The sequence below is a fragment of the bacterium genome, from assembly GCA_037127815.1.
In the GTDB taxonomy this organism is placed as follows: domain Bacteria; phylum Patescibacteriota; class Minisyncoccia; order Phycocordibacterales; family CAIZLB01; genus CAIJKW01.
This window is the reverse complement of sequence record JBAXXP010000001.1, coordinates 115,171-132,391: the sequence shown is the minus strand read 5'-3', so window position 1 is coordinate 132,391 and position 17,221 is coordinate 115,171. Positions and strand designations below refer to the sequence as shown.

The following is a 17,221-nucleotide window of genomic DNA, read 5'->3' as shown; positions in this document are numbered from 1 at the left end:
ATTAAATAAGCTAAAATGAGTAATCGCATATTAAAAACAAAGAATAAAAAAAAGAAAGCTCCAAATAGAGAGTCTGGCCAAGCTGTTTTAATTGCTGTTATATTAACACTAGCAATTTCTACAATTATTCTATTTGGGTTATCTTTACCTATTGCTGACCAGGTTAAAAATACAAGTGATTACTTAACATCAAAACAGTCCCTATTGAATTCATTAACAGGAGATGAAGAAGTTTTATACCGATTAAACAAAGGAAAGATTGTTCCATCAGTACTTAGTTTGTCAATTTTGAATAGTAATACAGGTATTTCAATTGCTGATGTTAATTCAAGTACAAAAGAAGTCATTTCAAGTAGTGCATACAGTTTGTTTGCCAGAAAGACAAAAACTATTTTAAGTTCAAACAAGGATATTTCATTTAATTATGGAGCATGGCTTTCGTCTGGTGGTCTTAGAATGGATAATAGTTCTGTAATACATGGTGATGTTTTTTCATTAGATGGCAGTTTGCTGCTAAATACGTCCCTGATAACAGGAACCCTTTCAACCTCCACCAACTCCGTAAATATGCCAATATCAGACAGTGACATAAATGGATGGAAGAATCAGGCTAGCTCAGGAATTATTATTAATGGAGGTTTGGATTTAAACGGTAAGGCGACATCAACAATTGGTGCGGCTAAAATTATTGGTAATCTTAAACTGGATCAAAGTAGTGTTTTAACACTTGGGGGGCCACTTTATGTAACAGGCAATGTAGAGCTTGATAACACCTCCACAGTTCAACTTAGTCCTAGTTATGGATCAAAATCAGAAACTATAGTAGTTGGAGGAACAATTATAATGAAAAACTCCGCATATTTAGGCGGAAGCGGAACTTTGGGAAGTAATATTATATTAGTATCTGAAAGTACAAACGGTTGCACCAATATTGATTGTACTGGTGGTGACCCGGCTATAAGTATAAGTAACTCTGCTCTAGCCAGTGCCTTTCTTGTTGCTCCATACGGCGCTATTTACTTATCGAATACTTCAAACACAAAGGCTGTTTTCGCTAATCATTTAAGTATGGCTAATTCTTCAAGTATTACCTATGATCCATATTTAGTAAATATAAACTTTAATTCAAGTACTTCTACTATTTGGGGTATAAACAGTCTAAAAGAGATAGAGTAGATAAGACTCAAAAGTTTTTTGCTTGCGTATTCAATATTACAACATGTTTTCCACTACTATTTTGTGTATAACTTTATTTTTTTTGGTATAATTTTAAATATATGAAGCCAAAAAAGATCTTAGTAATTGCAAACTGGAAAATGACGCCAAATACCTTAGTTGAAGCTAAGGCTAAGATGGCTGTAATCAAAAGGGGTGTAGACAAGTTGAAGATGACGGAGACTATTATTTGCCCACCTTTTCCATTTATTGCGACATTATCCCAAATGGCTGGTGGACCAAAAGGTAAGATAAAAATTGGCGCACAAGACATATCCAAATTTGAATCAGGTGCCCATACTGGAGAGATTTCCGCGGTAATGCTTAAAAGCGCAGGTGTTTCTCATATAATAGTTGGTCATTCTGAAAGACGCGCGATAGGTGAAGATACTTCTCTTATAGCTCAAAAGTTGCAAAAAGTTCTTGCTGCTGGAATGATTGGCATTGTTTGTGTAGGCGAGGCAGAAAGAGATAATGACGCAGAATATTTAACTGTTATTAAAAATCAACTTAAGGAAGTTCTTATTTATACATCACGTCAGCAGTTTGCTAATTTAGTTATTGCATATGAACCACTATGGGCTGTAAATAATTCACAGAATATAGCAATAACAGCACATGAAATTCACCAGATTGTAATTTTAATCAGAAAATATTTAAAAGACAATTGGGGAGAAAGTATTGCAAGTATCGTTAAAATTGTCTATGGAGGTTCTGTGACTCCTGATAATGCGCAAGACCTGGTTCACAATGGAGATGTTGATGGGCTTCTTGTGGGGCGCGCAGGGTGGCAACCAGAGGGTCTTAAAAGTATTTGCCAATCACTTAATATTGAAAAAAAGAAGCCTAAAATAAAATTAAAAAAGAAAAAATAAAATGTCAGATAAAAATTTAACGGAAATCACAAAAGGGATAATTGGAATTGAGGAATTTGTAAAAAATAATGATGATACTATCGATAAAATTAGATCTAAAACCTTCCTGGTAAGAGTTGATTTTAATGTTCCAATTATCGATGGAATAATAGTTGAAGATCTAAGAATGAGAGCTATTCTTCCTACTGTAAATCTTTTGAAAAACAGCGGTGCAAAAGTTGTTTTGATTTCACATATAGAAACAAAGGATGGATCTGGAATGGAAATTGTAGCTAAACACTTTAATGACTCACTTGATCTTAACGTTAGGTATATTAGTGAGGTTGTTGGAGAAAATGTAAAAAAGACTATTGATTCCATGGTGGATGGTGAAATTATTCTTCTTCAGAATCTTAGGGTGAATGAAGGTGAAAAAAGTAATGATGAAGTTTTTTCAAAAGAACTTGCGAGTTATGCTGATTATTATGTAAATGATGCTTTTGCTGTTTCTCACAGAAAGCATGCATCAGTTATTGGAGTTCCAAGATTTTTGTCACACTTTGCTGGTATTCAATTAATGAAGGAAATAACTTCATTGAGTGAAGCAATTGACCCTCCTCATCCTTTTGTTTTTATTTTAGGTGGTGCTAAGTTTGATACAAAATTACCTTTGATTAAAAAATATTTGGATAAGGCAGATTCTGTTGTTTTGGGTGGAGCATTAGTTAACGATGTTTATAAAGCTCGTGGATTTAATGTTGGTAGGTCATTAGTCTCAGACGGTTCAGTAGATATCTCTGATGTTGTCTCTAATCCAAAATTAATTATCGGAAATGATGTTGTTGTGCATGATTTTGATGATATCAAAAAAGTTTCTGCTAAAAAAATAGGAGAGGTATCTGATAACGATATTATTGTAGATGCAGGCGCGTCCCTTATGGATGTAATTAAGCCACTAATCACTTCAGCAAAATTTGTTCTATGGAATGGTCCTCTTGGTAATTATGAAAATGGTTTCACCGATCAAACAATTGCTCTTGCAAAACTTTTAATTGAAAGTGGTGTTAAGGGCGCAATTGGAGGAGGTGACACTGTTGCTGCTGTAAAATCACTTGGGTTGGACGAGTTGCCAGAAAATACTAATGGTGTAAGTGGTGCGGCCAAGAGTCACAATAATATTTTTGTATCAACTGGGGGAGGGGCTATGATTGATTTCTTAGTAAATGAGACTCTGCCGGGTATAGAGGCATTGAGATAAGTAAGCTCTACTGTTTTTCTTTAGAATTTCTTTATAGAAACTTCATGTCTATTTGTTATATTCTTCCTTATGAAAGAAAAACAGATAGAAGAAGTTTCATTAAACATTAGTCTCATAAAAGATAATATTTATATTATTAGAGGACAGAAGGTGATGTTGGATAGAGATTTGGCAATATTATATGAGGTGCAAACAATGCGTTTGAATCAGTCTGTAAAAAGAAATTTAGATAGATTTCCAAATGATTTTATGTTCGAGCTTACGCGAGAAGAAACAGACAATTGGATATCACAAAATGTGATATCCAATCCCAGCCTTAAAAAAAGCCTAAGAAAACCTCCTTTGGCATTTACAGAACAAGGGGTAGCTATGCTTTCTGGCGTACTGAATAGCAAGCTTGCTATTCAAGTAAATATTCAAATTATGAGAGTTTTTACGAGACTTCGTGAGATGGTAGACGATTACAAGGACCTCAAGCAAAAAGTTGAAGAAATGGAATTAAACAACGAGGCTGATTTTAAAGAGATATTTAGAATTATAAGGTTGATTATCACAGAAAAAGAAACACCTAAAGAACCAATAGGTTTTGTTGTCAGATAGAATACTGGGATTAAAGTTCTGCTACAATCTTGTCCTGATAAACCTTCATGTCGCCCTCCTTGTATTCCTTTGGTTCCCAGTTTTTGAATCCATCATCATTTATTCTTGGTATAACATGCACATGAAGGTGGTTTATAGCTTGCCCTGCAGCAACTTCATTATTTATTATTATATTTACTCCATCTACATCGGTACCATTTCTTATGGCAATAGCCACCTTTTTGGCACTTAACATCACTCTGCAAAGTAATTCATCAGATATTGTATATATATTTTCTGTGTGATCCTTTGGAATAACCAATGTTTGACCATAGTTATTGGGTTGTATGTTTAGGAACGCAAGTGTTTCACTATCCTCATATACCTTATAAGCAGGTATTGTTCCATCTATAATTTTGCAGAATACGCAGTCTTCATTATGGTTATTATTTGTGTCCTGAAATGTATTGTCGTTGTTTGAGTCAGTCATGTTGTCTATTTTATGCTAGAATCATGATATTGAAAAGATCTAAAGATAAAAAAACTAAAAAAATTAAGAATTATGAGGTCAGAGAATGGTCTGGCAATACAATGCTTGATCATTTGTTGAATGCCAGAGGTGTGAAACCGGACGAAAGGGAAGCATTTCTTAATCCAGACTATGATAATCACATACATGATCCATTTTTGATGATGGATATGGAGAAGGCTGTTATAAGAATCAATAAAGCTATGAATAATAATGAAAAAATTGTTATCTATGGTGATTTTGATGCCGATGGTATCCCCGCTTCTGTTGTGTTGCATGATTTCTTTAAGAAGGTTTCATACACTAATTTTGTAAATTACATCCCTCACAGGCACAAAGAGGGTTTTGGGTTTCACTTGCATGTAATTGAAGCTCTAGCGATAGAGAATAAGGCTGATGTTAATCATAAAGGGATGCTTGTTATAACTGTAGACTGTGGAATAACAGATGTTGAGACTGTAAAAAGAGCTAATGAGCTTGGAATTGACGTTATAATTACAGATCACCACTTGCCAGATAAGGAATTACCCCCAGCCTGTGCCGTTGTCGACCCAAAAAGGCTGGATTGCGCATACCCAGACAAGATGCTATGTGGAGCTGGGGTTGCCTATAAAATCGTTCAAGCCTTAATTTCTTACGATAAAGCCCATGAAAGCAAGTTTGATATCAAGGAAGGTTGGGAAAAATGGCTATTGGACATGGTTGGTATAGCAACATTGTCTGATATGGTGCCTTTGATTAATGAAAACAGGGTTTTTGCCAGATTTGGTCTAATGGTTCTGAGAAAAACCCAAAGACTTGGCCTTATTAAGCTATTTAGAGCTCTAAAGATGTCTCAAAAGGACCTGGTAGAGGAGGATATAACCTTTCTGATTACACCTAGAATCAATGCTGCATCAAGAATGGCTGATCCAAGGGATGCTTTTCTTCTTTTATCTACAACAGATGCTTCTGAGGCTGAAAGTATGGTGAAACACTTGAATTCTATCAATGACGAGAGAAAGGTAGTAGTTGCAAAGATGAGTAAGGACATTCATAAATTGATAAAAGAGCTGAAATTGGATGGTGATGACATTATGGTTGTAGGAAACCCTGATTGGAGCCCTACACTGCTTGGTTTAGTTTCCACAACCCTTGTAAAAGACTATGGGGTACCAGTTTTTCTGTGGGGAAGAGGCGAAGGTATGATTAAGGGGTCTTGTAGATCAGATGGTTTCTGTGATGTTGTCTCGATAATGCGTGATATTCAGGAAAAACACCCAAAATTGTTTATAAATGCAGGTGGGCACTCCTTTGCTGGAGGTTATTCAATAAATGATGATTGTATACATGAATTTAGAGACAGAATTAAGGAAAGCTTTAAGGCGCTTTACGGAATAAGTTCAGAAGAGTCAAAGGTTCAAAAATATACTGCTGATGCTATCCTGCTACCAGAACAGGTTACTTGGAAAATGTGGAGCGAATTAGAAAAAATGATGCCATTTGGTGAAGGTAATGCGAAGCCCTTGTTTGTATTTAAAGACATAAAAATTGACGGCATTAAGATGTTTGGTAAGAAAGGTGAGCATATGGAGATGACTTTTGGTAAACTTAAGGCTATTCAGTTTTTTGCAGACACGGCTATTTTTGAAGAAATTGATGAAGAAATCAAAAAAGGGAACCCTGTCAGAAGAACCGTCCTGGGTAATTTAGAGAAATCCACTTTCTCATTTCCTGCTGTGCTAAGAATCAGAATTGTTGATATAATCTAAGTTATATGTCAAAAAACACAGTTTTAATATTTTCAGATGGAGCTTCCAGAGGAAATCCAGGAAGGGGTGGTTATGGAGCAATCGTAGTAACTGGAGAATCAAGTAGTTTTTCTGACAAAAAAGAATCTGGTAATTTTGACAGATTGCATGTTAAAGAGTTAGGGGGGAGGGAGGTTGTGACTACAAATAATAGAATGGAGTTGGAGGCCGTTATTTCTGGACTAAAGTACTATGAGAAATCTAAAATTGAAGGATCTTCAATTTTTCATATTTATACAGACTCAAAATATGTTGTAAATGGATCAACTGCGTGGGTTTTTGGATGGGCAAAAAATGGCTGGAAAACTGCATCTGGTGATGTTGTAAAAAATCAGGATTTATGGGAATCAATGTCAGAATTAATTAAGGGTAAAAAAATTGATTGGATACTTTTGCCGGGTCATGCCGGTGTTGAGGGTAATGAAATCTGTGATCAAATTGCAACAGGTTTTGCTGATGATATAAAACCAGAGTTATTTAATGGGAAATTATCTGATTATACAGACTTAAAAATTTTGGATGTTTTTTATAATCCCGATTTAATTAAAGAAGCTAAAGACGATAAGAAAAAAAATGGAGCGTCCAAAAGTTCTTCAAGTTCTGCTAAAGCGTATTCTTATGTTAGTAAAGTCGGAGGGGTTATAAGCTATGACAAAAGTTGGGCAGATTGTGAGAAAAAAGTTAAAGGACAAAAAGGGGTTCTGTTTAAAAAAGCTGTATCACTAGCTGATCAAGAAAAGATAACAAAAGATTTTATGTCACGATAGTGGTGGTAGAGGTGAAAATATAAAATTTTAAAAAGCCTAGAAATTTATAATTTCTAGGCTTTTTCTTTAGAAAATATTTATAGAAAACTCATCTTCATTATCTATAATCCATAGATGAACTCAGATTGGTATTACAAGAAAAGAAGTAAATCCAAAATCATAACAATTTGGTTAGTTGTACTAATTATATTTTGTATATTAATTTACTTTAGATATTTTTTTGTGACATCAAGATCTTTGTTCATGATGGAGAGGGTAAACAAGGAAGTTCAACTGATCGGTGTTATAGCAGAGGAACCTGATAATTTTGGGTTCAAGAAAAGTCTTGTTGTTGAGATTAAGGCGCCTGAAAGGGAAAGTAAAAATAATTGGACTCAAGGCGTTTTTAGTATTCTAAACATTAGAAGGTATTTTGATCCAGCCTACAGAAAAGACAAGATAAGAATAATCACGAATTGCACAGATTGTAGCTTGGGTCATAAAATAAAATTCACAGGAACACTGAGTCTGCCGAAGGTAACGGAGGATTTTGATTCTGATATTTTTCTTCTGGCACGAGGTGTACAATTTGAAATAGTAAATGCAAAAATTACTAAGAGTTATGGACTAGACCCTAGATATAAATTAGAGAGTTTTCTGTGTAATTTTAAAAATTCTTTTGTAGAGAAGATTAAACTTTCATTAGGTAACAGAGAGGAGTCTGCACTTGGTTCCGGAATATTAATAACTGGGAAAGGTGAGCTTTCCAAAAAAACATTAGAAGATTTTAAGAGATCAGGACTTGTTCACATGGTCGTACTTTCTGGATACAATGTCTCCATTGTATCGCAAGTAATAATTTCAGTTTTATCATTTTTACCAAAACTCGCAACGGGTATTTTAGGATCAATCGGAACTATATTGTTTTGCATAATGGTTGGTGGTGGAGCTACAGTTATTAGGTCCTTGATAATGTCCTTGATAGGAATTTTTTCTAGAGTCTTTGATCTAAATTATAGTGCCCTAGAGGCTGTACTTGCAGCTGGAGTCTTGATGATAATCCAGAACCCATTAATTATTATTGGAGATCCTTCTTTTCAATTAAGTTTTGCTTGTACTTTAGGACTTATACTTCTAGGTAATGCATCAAAGCATTTCTTCAGTTTTGTAACGGACAGATTTGGACTTAGAGAAATCGTGTCTTCTTCTTTTGCTGTGCAAATATTTTCTCTTCCTTTATTATTAAAGTTCTCTGGATCAATATCTGTATATGGAATTTTAGCTAATATTATTGTGGTACCTCTTATTCCCTTTGCAATGCTTGCTGTGTTCTTCATGGGGGTTCTTTGTTTCATTAATGTTGATCTCGGTATGTTATTCGCTCCTGTTTCACATATTTTTCTTTCCTACATGCTCTTTGTTGTTAAGTATGTTTCGAGTTTAGATTCAGCAATTCTTGAGATTGGAAAAACCTCAAATCAATTTATCTTTTGTTGGTACATAACAGTTATACCCATCTCCACAGCAATTTATAGAAAATACTTAACTCCGATTGCTCCATAAAAGTATTAGAGAAAAATAAAAACATCCATCAAAATTGATGGATGAAACATAATATTGTTTTTCTATATCGCAGGTGGGGAGGGGTAAATATTCACTTTATTACCTAGGTGAGGATTCGTGTTTCTAAATCTACACCACTTCTGTGAACCGTTTCTCAACAACAGAGTAGTTCAGGTTTTGAAAGAATGCATCTACATATTTTTTCTTTTCATTTGGTACATAATCTAGCATATATGAATGCTCCCACATGTCTAACGCAAGGATTACATTTGTTCCAACAAGATGTCCTAGATGCTGTTCTTCCACCCATGATTGTTCTAAGGTGTTTGTCTTTTTATCAAAATAAAGGACAGCCCATCCGATACCTCTTGTCATTGCTATTTCTTTAAATCTCGCAAGCCATAGTTCAACAGATATCCATGTCTCTTTGATTTTTTCAGCTAGCGCACTTTGCTCATCTATAATCTTTGGACCTCCTTCAAATTGCTCAAAGTAGTATTCATGGTTTCTCATTCCATCAAATTCAAAAGAGAACCTCCTTTGCAGTTCAGAGATCAAATAAGTATTATTTGTAATTTCCTCACTAGAACTACGAAGTCCTGTGATCCTTTCTTGTATAAGATTTGCACCTTTAACGTACCCTGAGTAAAGCTTTAAATGCTCTTCAATTGTCTTTGAGCTTATACCTTCAAGTTCCGGAATAATAAATTTTTTTTCAATGAAAGTCATGTTTTTAGTTTATGTACAATTTATATAATAATTATTTAAAATTGATTCTACAGAATATAGGGCTATTGTTTCTGTATCAAATCGACACCTTCTATAGAGTGGGTGTGCGTCTATTGTACCACAGTAAAATTGTGTCGATTTTAGTTTTGGCAATTTTAATTATTCTTGTAACATCGGGAAATTTCTATATCTCCATACTCAAGGAAAATAAGAGTTGGGTCAGTAGCCAGAGTAATATTGATGATGCAAGTAATTTTCAAGGTTCCTATGTTATTGATGTAGGACAAGGCGACTCTCTACTTTACATAACTAAACAAAACCAAACGGTGCTAATCGATACTGGTAAACCAGGCTGTGGAATAGTTGAGAAGCTACAAAAAATACTCGGAAAATATAGAAGAAAAATTGACGTGATTATTTTGACTCACCCTGATTCTGATCATGTTGGAGAAATAGACAACATCCTTGCTTCGTATAAGGTTGGGTTAATTTTGTATTCTCCAATTTATGAAGCCAGATCTACTTCTGAAAAAATAATCAATATTATTAAAAATAAAAGATATTCCAATAATAATGGCAACAACAACAATAATAATTCTAAGGATCTTATTATCAACAAGTCTACAAATTATACGCTACCAGTATTTGCTGGAGAAAATATAATCTTCTCCAAGAGCGAAGGTGTATATTTCTTATCCCCATCATTTTCTGGTATGACTACTTTTTTGAATAAAACGGAGGTCAAAGAAGATAACTTATTTTCTGTTGTTACTCTAATAAAAAATAAAGATTTAATCCTAGCTACAGCAGATGCTCCACAAAAGATTGAAAAAGTTTTAGCTTCAGCTCTGCCTAATGTTTCTGTTTATAAAACTACAGCCTTGGTGAAGTCGGAATCAGCAACGCACTTTCCTGAGTGGTTCCCAAATTTTACATCTATAACAGGTGAGATGTTTTTAAGAAATGAGTTCAGTAGGATAATTTTAAAAGTTGGACATCATGGATCAAAGACTTCATCAGCACAAGATTTCATTAAGAAATTTTACCCAACTGATGCTGTCTTGTCGTACGGAATAGATAATAGATACGGACACCCACATCAAGAGGTACTGGATATTTTTGCTTCCAAAAGTTTGATAGACGGACTCTCGTATGAACCATTAAGAAAGGGTGTAGAAATAAAAATACACCGAACCATTTCTGGTACGGTGTATTTTAATGAATAGTTACTTTGTTGTGTCTGTAACTTTATTACCCAATCCCTACTAACTAATTAAATGATTCCCGCTTTCTTAAGTGTAGCGAAAGCTCCGTTCTTTTGTATTGTCTTAATAGCTCTAGTTGAGATTGTAAGTACTAATGTTTGTTTAAGTTCAGGAACATAAATACGCTTCTTTTGAAGATTTGCGTATCTACGTCTTAGCCCTGTTGAGTTGAATTGAGTAGCACGAGTACGGTTTGAATACCCGCCGCCATTCAATGAACTTCTTTTTGTTATTGCGCAGACTTTTGCCATATGTGTAGGCATGTTATCATAGTTCTATGGACATAGCAACAATAATAATTTCAATAGCGATACTAGTATTTTCAGTAGTAATTCATGAAGTATCCCATGGATTAGCAGCATTAAGTCAGGGAGATCAAACAGCCAAGATAATGGGAAGGCTTACTTTGAACCCAATTAAGCATATAGATCCATTTGGCTCTATAATATTACCCTTACTTTGCGCCATATTACCCGGCGGAATCATTCTTGGTTGGGCAAAACCAGTACCTGTTAATTTTAACGCCTTAAAATCAGGAAAAAAAGGTGAAGCACTGGTTGCTTTTGCGGGACCATTGTCAAATATAGTGCTTGCTGTAATTGCAGGGCTAACAATAAGGTTTTTTGGATTAGGACTACCAGGGCCTGCAATAGTAGCTTTGGAGATAATAGTGTTAACAAACCTAGTTCTAGCTACATTTAACCTAGTACCTATACCACCACTTGATGGATCTCGTATCTTATCAGCAATTTTACCACAAAAGGCAAGATACATAATGCACACCCTTGAGAGATACGGTCTTCTATTTAGTTTATTGTTCGTATTCTTCCTATGGCAATTGATTATCCCCGTAGTTTATTTTATAGCTTATGCTATTTCAGGTCTTAGAATGATTTAACTCATCTACACTGTTCATTTGACCCTAAAACAGGCTTGCATTCAATGCCTATGTATAGTAGTCTATGACAACTAGTGTATTTTATATACACTCGTAAATTTAAGCATGCCCACTTTAAACCAATTAGTTAAGAAGAATCGTTCAAAAACTCGCAAGAAGAGTAAGGCTATTGCCCTTACTCGCGGTTTTAACACACAGCAAAATAGACCAGTGTTCTATAACTCACCTTTCAAAAGAGGAGTTTGCACAAAAGTTACAACCAAAACACCTAAGAAGCCTAACTCTGCTATCAGAAAGATTGCAAGAGTTCGTCTTACAAATGGTATAGAAGTTACTGCCTACATTCCTGGAATGGGTCACAACCTACAAGAGCACTCCGTTGTTCTTCTAAGAGGTGGTCGCGTTAAGGACGTTGGTATTAGATATACTGTAGTAAGAGGAAAGTTAGACTGTGCAGGTGTTGAAAAGCGTAGAAAACAACGTTCAGCTTACGGCGCAAAACGCCCAAAAGCAGCCAAATAAGCTGCTGTACTAAAAATGTACAAAATGGTTCGTAGAGTAAGTCTTTAACAAAGCTGTTGAGGTACTGAATAAAATCTATGAACCGCGTATTATCAATAAAATTATTAAAATTACGTTAATTACAGAACAATGCGAAGAAAATTAAAAAAGAAGTTTACGATTAAACCGGATACGAAATATAAGTCAGATGTTGTCGCAAAGTTTATCAACTACATAATGTGGAGTGGTAAGAAGGAAACTGCAACAAAGATCATCTATGGTACTTTTGATGCAATAATGGAAACATTGAAGACAGAAAACCCAATGGAAGTTTTTGAGACAGCTCTTAAAAACACAGCTCCTATGGTTGAAGTTAGATCAAGAAGAGTTGGAGGTGCAAACTATCAAGTTCCTAGAGAGGTTAGACAAGAAAGAAGAACTTTCCTATCTATGAAATGGATTATTGATGCAGCTCGCGCAAAGAAGGGAAAGCCTATACACCTTAAATTAGCAGATGAAATTATTGCAGCTTCAAAGAATGAAGGAGAGGCAGTAAGAAAGAAGGAGAATACACACAAGATGGCTGATGCTAACAAGGCGTTTGCTCACTTCGCTTGGTAGTTTGGTAACAATAAACCCCTCAATAACACCTGCGGGGTTTATTGTTTTATGGTAAAATAACTTACAAATAAATAAATTTAAATTAATATATGCAACGTGATTACCCATTAGAGAAAATTAGAAACTTCGGTATTATCGCCCACATTGATGCTGGAAAGACAACAACATCAGAACGTGTTCTTTATTACACAGGAATGAGCCATAAAATTGGAGAGGTTCATGAAGGTGAAGCTGTAACAGACTGGATGGAACAAGAAAAAGAGCGTGGTATTACAATTACTGCAGCTGCTATTACTTGTTTCTGGAATCCAGTTTACATGGGTAAGGATCTTTCTAAGATGCACCGTTTCAACATTATTGACACACCAGGTCACGTAGACTTCACAGTTGAAGTTGAACGTTCTCTAAAGGTTCTTGATGGTGGAGTTGTAGTATTTGATGGGGTTGCTGGTGTTGAAGCTCAATCTGAGACAGTTTGGAGACAAGCTGATAAATATCACGTTCCACGTATATGTTTTATTAATAAGCTAGATAGAATGGGTGCATCATTTGAGAGATCATATCAATCAATTTTGGATAGACTAAATAAGAATGCAATAAGAATGCAACTTCCAATCGGAGAAGAAGAGAATCTGTCTGGAGTAATTGACCTTCTTAAGATGAAGTCATACACATTTACAGGAGATATGGGAAGTACTGTTACAGAAGAAGAAATTCCTGCTGACATGCTTGATGAGTCAAAGCTGAGAAGACAAGAGCTTGTAGAGAAGTGTGTTGAATTTGATGAAGAGTTGATGAACAGATATCTAGAACAAGGTGATGACGCTGTGTTTACAATAGATGAGCTTAAGGCTTCTCTTAGAAAAGGAGTTATTGAGAACAAGGTATTCCCAGTTTTCACAGGTTCTGCTCTTAAAAATAAGGGTGTTCAACTAGTTTTGGATGCTGTTATCGATTACCTTCCATCTCCATTAGATATTCCTGCTATAAAAGGTCTCGATCCAGAAACAGGAGATGTAATTGAAAGACACGCTTCAGATGAAGAGCCTTTTTCTGCTCTTGCTTTCAAGCTACAAACTGACCCGTTTGTTGGACAACTTACATTCTTCCGTGTTTATTCAGGAACAATTGAAGCTGGTTCATATATTTACAACTCAACAACAGGAAATAAGGAGAGACTTGGGCGTATCGTTAGACTTCAGGCAAATAAAAGAGAGGATGTTAAGAAAGTTTTTGCAGGAGAAATCGTTGCGGCTGTTGGTCTTAAGGAAGCAAAGACATCTCATACTTTCTGTGATGAAAATCACCCAATCATTCTTGACCCTATTAAATTTGCAGAACCTGTTGTTTCACTTAGAATCGAGCCTAAAACAAAGGCTGATCAAGAGAAAATGGGTGTTGCACTTAAGAAATTAGGTGATGAAGATCCAACTTTTAGAGTTACATCAAACACAGAAACTGGAGATACTGTTATTTCTGGAATGGGTGAACTACACCTTGAAATTATGGTTGATAGAATGAAGAGAGAGTTTGGTGTTGAGGCTAATGTTGGTGCTCCTCAGGTTGCATACAGAGAGACAATTCTAGGAAGTGCAGAAGCTGAACATAAATATGTTAAGCAATCTGGAGGTAAGGGGCAATATGGACACGTTAGAATGACAATTAAGCACCTAGAGCCACTTGAGGAAGGAGCTAAAATTCCTAAAAACGTTCATAGAACAGCTGACTTTGAGTTTATTGACTCAATTAAGGGAGGTGTTATTCCAACAGAATTCATTCCAGCAGTTGAAAAGGGAGTTAAGGAAGCTATGGAAAGAGGTATTGTTGCTGGTTTCCCTCTAACAAATGTATCTTGTGAATTAACATTTGGTTCATACCATGATGTTGACTCATCAGAAATCGCTTACAAGATTGCAGCTTCTCAAGCTTTCCAAGAGGGAGCAAGACGCGCAAGACCTGTTATTCTTGAACCTATAATGAAGGTTGAAGCTCTAACACCAGAACAATTCATGGGAGACGTTACCGGTTCACTTTCATCAAAGAGAGGTCAAATTGAAGGAATGGATGATAGACCAGGTGGAATTAGAGTTATTAGAGCCATGGTTCCTCTATCTGAAATGTTCGGTTATACAACAGATATTAGATCAATGACACAGGGAAGAGGTTCAGTTTCAATGGAATTTGATCACTACGATACAGTTCCAGCTAACGTTGAGAAGGCTATCGTTGAGGCAAGAAAATAATCTGATAAAACTTATCCACAAAAAAAACAACTCCTCAAACTAGGGGTTGTTTTTTTGTTGTATAATATAACTTATGAAAATAAAAATATATTTGGTTGCACTATCGCTGATAGGCGTTTCCATGCTGGTGTCACCCTTCATTACAAACGCAGCAACAACAGCACAGATTCAAACTCAGATAGACTCAACAAAAAAGGATATTGCATCAACAACTGCACAGATTAGCTCATTTCGAACTCAAATTTCATCAATAAACTCACAGATTTTAGCACTTCAAAACCAGTTATCCTCAGCGGATGTCTCTGTTGCAACACTACAGCAAAATCTAATCTCATTAAATCTGCAGCTTCAGACGCTAAATAAGCAATTAGCAAGCTCAACAGTAGCTACCTCAACTATTGTTCTTGCAACAACATCTCCTTACATATATTCTGTGGATACTGAGAGCAACCCAGGTAATCATTCGTTTAAAATCGGTAATCTATATATCCCAAATTCAAAGGTTAATAGTTGGTCTTTGTATATCGATAGTGTTTTAATTAAGCAAATTAACGCTGCTTCAACTACAGAAATTTTGACAGTTCCGAACTATATTCTGTGTAATAATTACGAAATAGGGCAAGTAGCTAAGGTTCAAGCAAGAGCTCTGTATACTGGAAAAACTACTAATCAATTTCCTCTTACTATCTCCTTGCCTTGTTCATTGTCTTTATTATCTCTGAGTGTTGATGAGACTTGGGTACCTTTTACTACAACAACTAGTAACCCTAATCTGAAGGTCTATATTAAGACAAAAACAACAGTTGTAACAAAAGATATTGTTTGGACGTCTAATAATTTATCTTCTACTGATTCTGTGAGTATTGGGTTAGTTCCTTTTGGATGGGTTGGAACTAGTATTTTAGGCTCAGTAACAGCTGGTTCCAATTTAGGTGGAGGAAAAGCAAGTGTAACCTGGGATATTGTTGGTCAGGCTGTTCAGTATGATAAACCTTACAAAATTGTAATTACGGATACAAACAATCCTAAGTTTAACGCAACAAGTACCGGTGTTGTTAAAATTAGTACTAAGGTATCTCAGTTGTCTAATTTTGGGTTATTTGCTTCAATCTGGCAAGGTGTAAACAATCTATTATCTGGAATATTTGGTAAATAATCCTACATTTGCAGTACAATTTAAAACCAAAAATTGTCTATTAAAACGAAATTTAAATATTCTATGGTATAATATGCTTATGTTTGAAAAATATCTTGAAGATTTAGGTTTATCAGAGAAAGAGGCAAAGGTTTACCTGTCTCTTTTGGAGGTAGACAATGATTCTGTACTTGATTTAGCTGAGAAGACTAAAATTAATCGTACAACTATCTATCCAGTACTTGAATCGCTTTCAAATAAAGGGCTAATATTTGAAGTTTTAGTTGATAAAAAGGTTAGATACCAAGCTGAACCACCAGAAAGACTGGAGACTTATATTGAAAGACGTAAAATACAGCTGGATGAACAAAGTAAAAGACTTAAGGATATAGTTCCACAACTTAAGAGTATTTACAGAGAGGATGCTGAAAAGCCTGTAGTTAAATTTTTTGAAGGAAAAGAGGGCGTTATAAGTATGACTGAGGAGCTTTTCCAATCAAAAGATGACAAAGGCGGCACTATGTATATGATTTATCCAAAGGATTTAATAGAAAGTCTGTTTTCAGAGGCCGATAGTAATAGATTCCGTAAAATAAGGGTAGATAAGAAAATTTCCGGTAAATCAATATATACGTATTCAAAAGGGGAAATTGACAGAAGTGCTAACTTGGGGAATAGGTTGTTCGTAGATGGTAAAAAGTATCCTTTAAGTTGCGATATTAGTATTTACAACAATAAGGTAAGAATAGCTACTTTGGGATCAAAATTGGGTGGAATGATTGTTTATAATAAGGATTTTGCGGAAACCCTAACCTCTTTGTTTGAATTAGCCTTTAAAAATATAGAGGAAGGTAAATAAGAAAAAATTAGGTAAAAAATTAGCTCGGTTCCTGGGTAGGAACCGAGCTTTTTTTGTTTGTGAACTACCTTGGTGGGGAGGTTTACAAATATGAAGGGTTTTCAAAAAGGACAATCATTCTAATTAATCATGCATTGTGGTGGTGGTGTATATGGTGTGCTTGCGGTTACTATGCCCAGAAGTTATAAACAAGTCCCTTTTTTAGTACTCAGAGGCCTGTCGTGAAAACCCGGCTAGGTTCACGACAAGCCACCTTTCCTTTAGGGTTAATCGGGCATTGCACTTTTGGGTTAGAACACTTTGATCTGTCGGCTTTATAGCCGAAAGTACAGTCAAATTCCGTATCACAATGTAGCATGTCTGATTCTTTTGTCAAGCAATTTAGACATTTAATAGATTTAAGCTAAAACGACCTTATTCTTGGGTAATTAGATTG

At 35.3% G+C, this 17,221-nt stretch carries 17 protein-coding genes; 14 read left to right on the top strand and 3 right to left on the bottom strand.

What is annotated here, in order from left to right; translation table 11 throughout:
- Positions 1–15 precede the first annotated feature (15 nt).
- The 4 genes from WCQ00_00780 (at position 16) to WCQ00_00765 (ending at position 3,927) form a co-directional block, all read left to right on the top strand.
- Positions 16–1,176 (top strand): hypothetical protein, encoded by a 1,161-nt coding sequence (locus WCQ00_00780; protein ID MEI6042090.1) that lies wholly within the window; start codon positions 16–18, stop codon positions 1,174–1,176.
- A gap of 101 nt (positions 1,177–1,277) precedes the next feature.
- Positions 1,278–2,090: a triose-phosphate isomerase gene (gene tpiA, locus WCQ00_00775; protein ID MEI6042089.1), complete on the top strand. Its 813-nt coding sequence runs from the start codon at positions 1,278–1,280 to the stop codon at positions 2,088–2,090.
- Position 2,091: 1 nt separating this feature from the next.
- Positions 2,092–3,327 carry a phosphoglycerate kinase gene (gene pgk, locus WCQ00_00770; protein ID MEI6042088.1) on the top strand — a complete coding sequence of 412 codons (1,236 nt, stop codon included), beginning with the start codon at positions 2,092–2,094 and terminating at the stop codon, positions 3,325–3,327.
- 69 nt (positions 3,328–3,396) lie between these two features.
- The gene (locus tag WCQ00_00765; GenBank protein MEI6042087.1) at positions 3,397–3,927 is read left to right on the top strand and encodes an ORF6N domain-containing protein; all 531 of its coding nucleotides are present in this window, start codon (positions 3,397–3,399) and stop codon (positions 3,925–3,927) included.
- 10 nt (positions 3,928–3,937) lie between these two features.
- On the opposite strand, the gene WCQ00_00760 is transcribed toward WCQ00_00765, so the two are convergent.
- Positions 3,938–4,396, bottom strand: coding sequence for an HIT family protein (locus WCQ00_00760; protein ID MEI6042086.1), 459 nt, complete (start codon positions 4,394–4,396; stop codon positions 3,938–3,940).
- 23 nt (positions 4,397–4,419) lie between these two features.
- Here WCQ00_00760 and recJ point away from each other — a divergent pair, with 23 nt between their 5' ends.
- The 3 genes from recJ to WCQ00_00745 all read left to right on the top strand — a co-directional run bounded on the left by recJ (position 4,420) and on the right by WCQ00_00745 (position 8,534).
- Positions 4,420–6,186: a single-stranded-DNA-specific exonuclease RecJ gene (gene recJ / locus WCQ00_00755; GenBank protein MEI6042085.1), complete on the top strand. Its 1,767-nt coding sequence runs from the start codon at positions 4,420–4,422 to the stop codon at positions 6,184–6,186.
- A gap of 5 nt (positions 6,187–6,191) precedes the next feature.
- Entirely contained in the window at positions 6,192–6,992 is an 801-nt protein-coding gene (locus tag WCQ00_00750) for a ribonuclease H (protein MEI6042084.1), read from the top strand.
- 114 nt (positions 6,993–7,106) lie between these two features.
- Positions 7,107–8,534: a ComEC/Rec2 family competence protein gene (locus WCQ00_00745; protein ID MEI6042083.1), complete on the top strand. Its 1,428-nt coding sequence runs from the start codon at positions 7,107–7,109 to the stop codon at positions 8,532–8,534.
- A gap of 129 nt (positions 8,535–8,663) precedes the next feature.
- On the opposite strand, the gene WCQ00_00740 is transcribed toward WCQ00_00745, so the two are convergent.
- Positions 8,664–9,263 carry a Fe-Mn family superoxide dismutase gene (locus WCQ00_00740; protein ID MEI6042082.1) on the bottom strand — a complete coding sequence of 200 codons (600 nt, stop codon included), beginning with the start codon at positions 9,261–9,263 and terminating at the stop codon, positions 8,664–8,666.
- 131 nt (positions 9,264–9,394) lie between these two features.
- Between WCQ00_00740 and WCQ00_00735 the strand changes: the two genes are divergently transcribed.
- Positions 9,395–10,489, top strand: a complete 1,095-nt coding sequence (locus tag WCQ00_00735) for an MBL fold metallo-hydrolase (GenBank protein ID MEI6042081.1) — start codon at positions 9,395–9,397, stop codon at positions 10,487–10,489.
- Between the two features lie 47 nt (positions 10,490–10,536).
- Here the strand turns inward: WCQ00_00735 and WCQ00_00730 are convergent, their stop codons facing one another.
- Positions 10,537–10,791, bottom strand: a complete 255-nt coding sequence (locus tag WCQ00_00730; protein MEI6042080.1) for a bL28 family ribosomal protein — start codon at positions 10,789–10,791, stop codon at positions 10,537–10,539.
- Between the two features lie 14 nt (positions 10,792–10,805).
- Here WCQ00_00730 and WCQ00_00725 point away from each other — a divergent pair, with 14 nt between their 5' ends.
- From WCQ00_00725 to WCQ00_00700, 6 genes are all read left to right on the top strand, one after another.
- On the top strand, positions 10,806–11,426 hold the full coding sequence (locus tag WCQ00_00725) for a site-2 protease family protein (protein MEI6042079.1): 621 nt from the start codon (positions 10,806–10,808) through the stop codon (positions 11,424–11,426).
- Positions 11,427–11,531: 105 nt separating this feature from the next.
- Complete coding sequence (gene rpsL, locus WCQ00_00720) at positions 11,532–11,948, top strand: 30S ribosomal protein S12 (protein ID MEI6042078.1); 417 nt, start codon at positions 11,532–11,534, stop codon at positions 11,946–11,948.
- A gap of 129 nt (positions 11,949–12,077) precedes the next feature.
- The gene (gene rpsG, locus WCQ00_00715) at positions 12,078–12,548 is read left to right on the top strand and encodes a 30S ribosomal protein S7 (protein ID MEI6042077.1); all 471 of its coding nucleotides are present in this window, start codon (positions 12,078–12,080) and stop codon (positions 12,546–12,548) included.
- A gap of 89 nt (positions 12,549–12,637) precedes the next feature.
- Entirely contained in the window at positions 12,638–14,791 is a 2,154-nt protein-coding gene (gene fusA / locus WCQ00_00710; GenBank protein MEI6042076.1) for an elongation factor G, read from the top strand.
- 73 nt (positions 14,792–14,864) lie between these two features.
- A complete protein-coding gene (locus tag WCQ00_00705; GenBank protein MEI6042075.1) occupies positions 14,865–15,947 on the top strand; it encodes a hypothetical protein in 1,083 nt (360 codons plus the stop codon).
- A gap of 79 nt (positions 15,948–16,026) precedes the next feature.
- The gene (locus WCQ00_00700) at positions 16,027–16,785 is read left to right on the top strand and encodes a helix-turn-helix domain-containing protein (GenBank protein MEI6042074.1); all 759 of its coding nucleotides are present in this window, start codon (positions 16,027–16,029) and stop codon (positions 16,783–16,785) included.
- The last annotated feature ends 436 nt before the right edge of the window (positions 16,786–17,221 follow it).

What these genes read in the sequence shown, in the direction of transcription:
- WCQ00_00780 (MEI6042090.1), top strand. Translation starts at nt 16, where the DNA reads ATGAGTAATCGCATATTAAAAACAAAGAATAAAAAAAAGAAAGCTCCA.
- tpiA (MEI6042089.1), top strand. Translation starts at nt 1,278, where the DNA reads ATGAAGCCAAAAAAGATCTTAGTAATTGCAAACTGGAAAATGACGCCA.
- pgk (MEI6042088.1), top strand. Translation starts at nt 2,092, where the DNA reads ATGTCAGATAAAAATTTAACGGAAATCACAAAAGGGATAATTGGAATT.
- WCQ00_00765 (MEI6042087.1), top strand. Translation starts at nt 3,397, where the DNA reads ATGAAAGAAAAACAGATAGAAGAAGTTTCATTAAACATTAGTCTCATA.
- WCQ00_00760 (MEI6042086.1), bottom strand. Translation starts at nt 4,396, where the DNA reads ATGACTGACTCAAACAACGACAATACATTTCAGGACACAAATAATAAC.
- recJ (MEI6042085.1), top strand. Translation starts at nt 4,420, where the DNA reads ATGATATTGAAAAGATCTAAAGATAAAAAAACTAAAAAAATTAAGAAT.
- WCQ00_00750 (MEI6042084.1), top strand. Translation starts at nt 6,192, where the DNA reads ATGTCAAAAAACACAGTTTTAATATTTTCAGATGGAGCTTCCAGAGGA.
- WCQ00_00745 (MEI6042083.1), top strand. Translation starts at nt 7,107, where the DNA reads ATGAACTCAGATTGGTATTACAAGAAAAGAAGTAAATCCAAAATCATA.
- WCQ00_00740 (MEI6042082.1), bottom strand. Translation starts at nt 9,263, where the DNA reads ATGACTTTCATTGAAAAAAAATTTATTATTCCGGAACTTGAAGGTATA.
- WCQ00_00730 (MEI6042080.1), bottom strand. Translation starts at nt 10,791, where the DNA reads ATGCCTACACATATGGCAAAAGTCTGCGCAATAACAAAAAGAAGTTCA.
- WCQ00_00725 (MEI6042079.1), top strand. Translation starts at nt 10,806, where the DNA reads ATGGACATAGCAACAATAATAATTTCAATAGCGATACTAGTATTTTCA.
- rpsL (MEI6042078.1), top strand. Translation starts at nt 11,532, where the DNA reads ATGCCCACTTTAAACCAATTAGTTAAGAAGAATCGTTCAAAAACTCGC.
- rpsG (MEI6042077.1), top strand. Translation starts at nt 12,078, where the DNA reads ATGCGAAGAAAATTAAAAAAGAAGTTTACGATTAAACCGGATACGAAA.
- fusA (MEI6042076.1), top strand. Translation starts at nt 12,638, where the DNA reads ATGCAACGTGATTACCCATTAGAGAAAATTAGAAACTTCGGTATTATC.
- WCQ00_00705 (MEI6042075.1), top strand. Translation starts at nt 14,865, where the DNA reads ATGAAAATAAAAATATATTTGGTTGCACTATCGCTGATAGGCGTTTCC.
- WCQ00_00700 (MEI6042074.1), top strand. Translation starts at nt 16,027, where the DNA reads ATGTTTGAAAAATATCTTGAAGATTTAGGTTTATCAGAGAAAGAGGCA.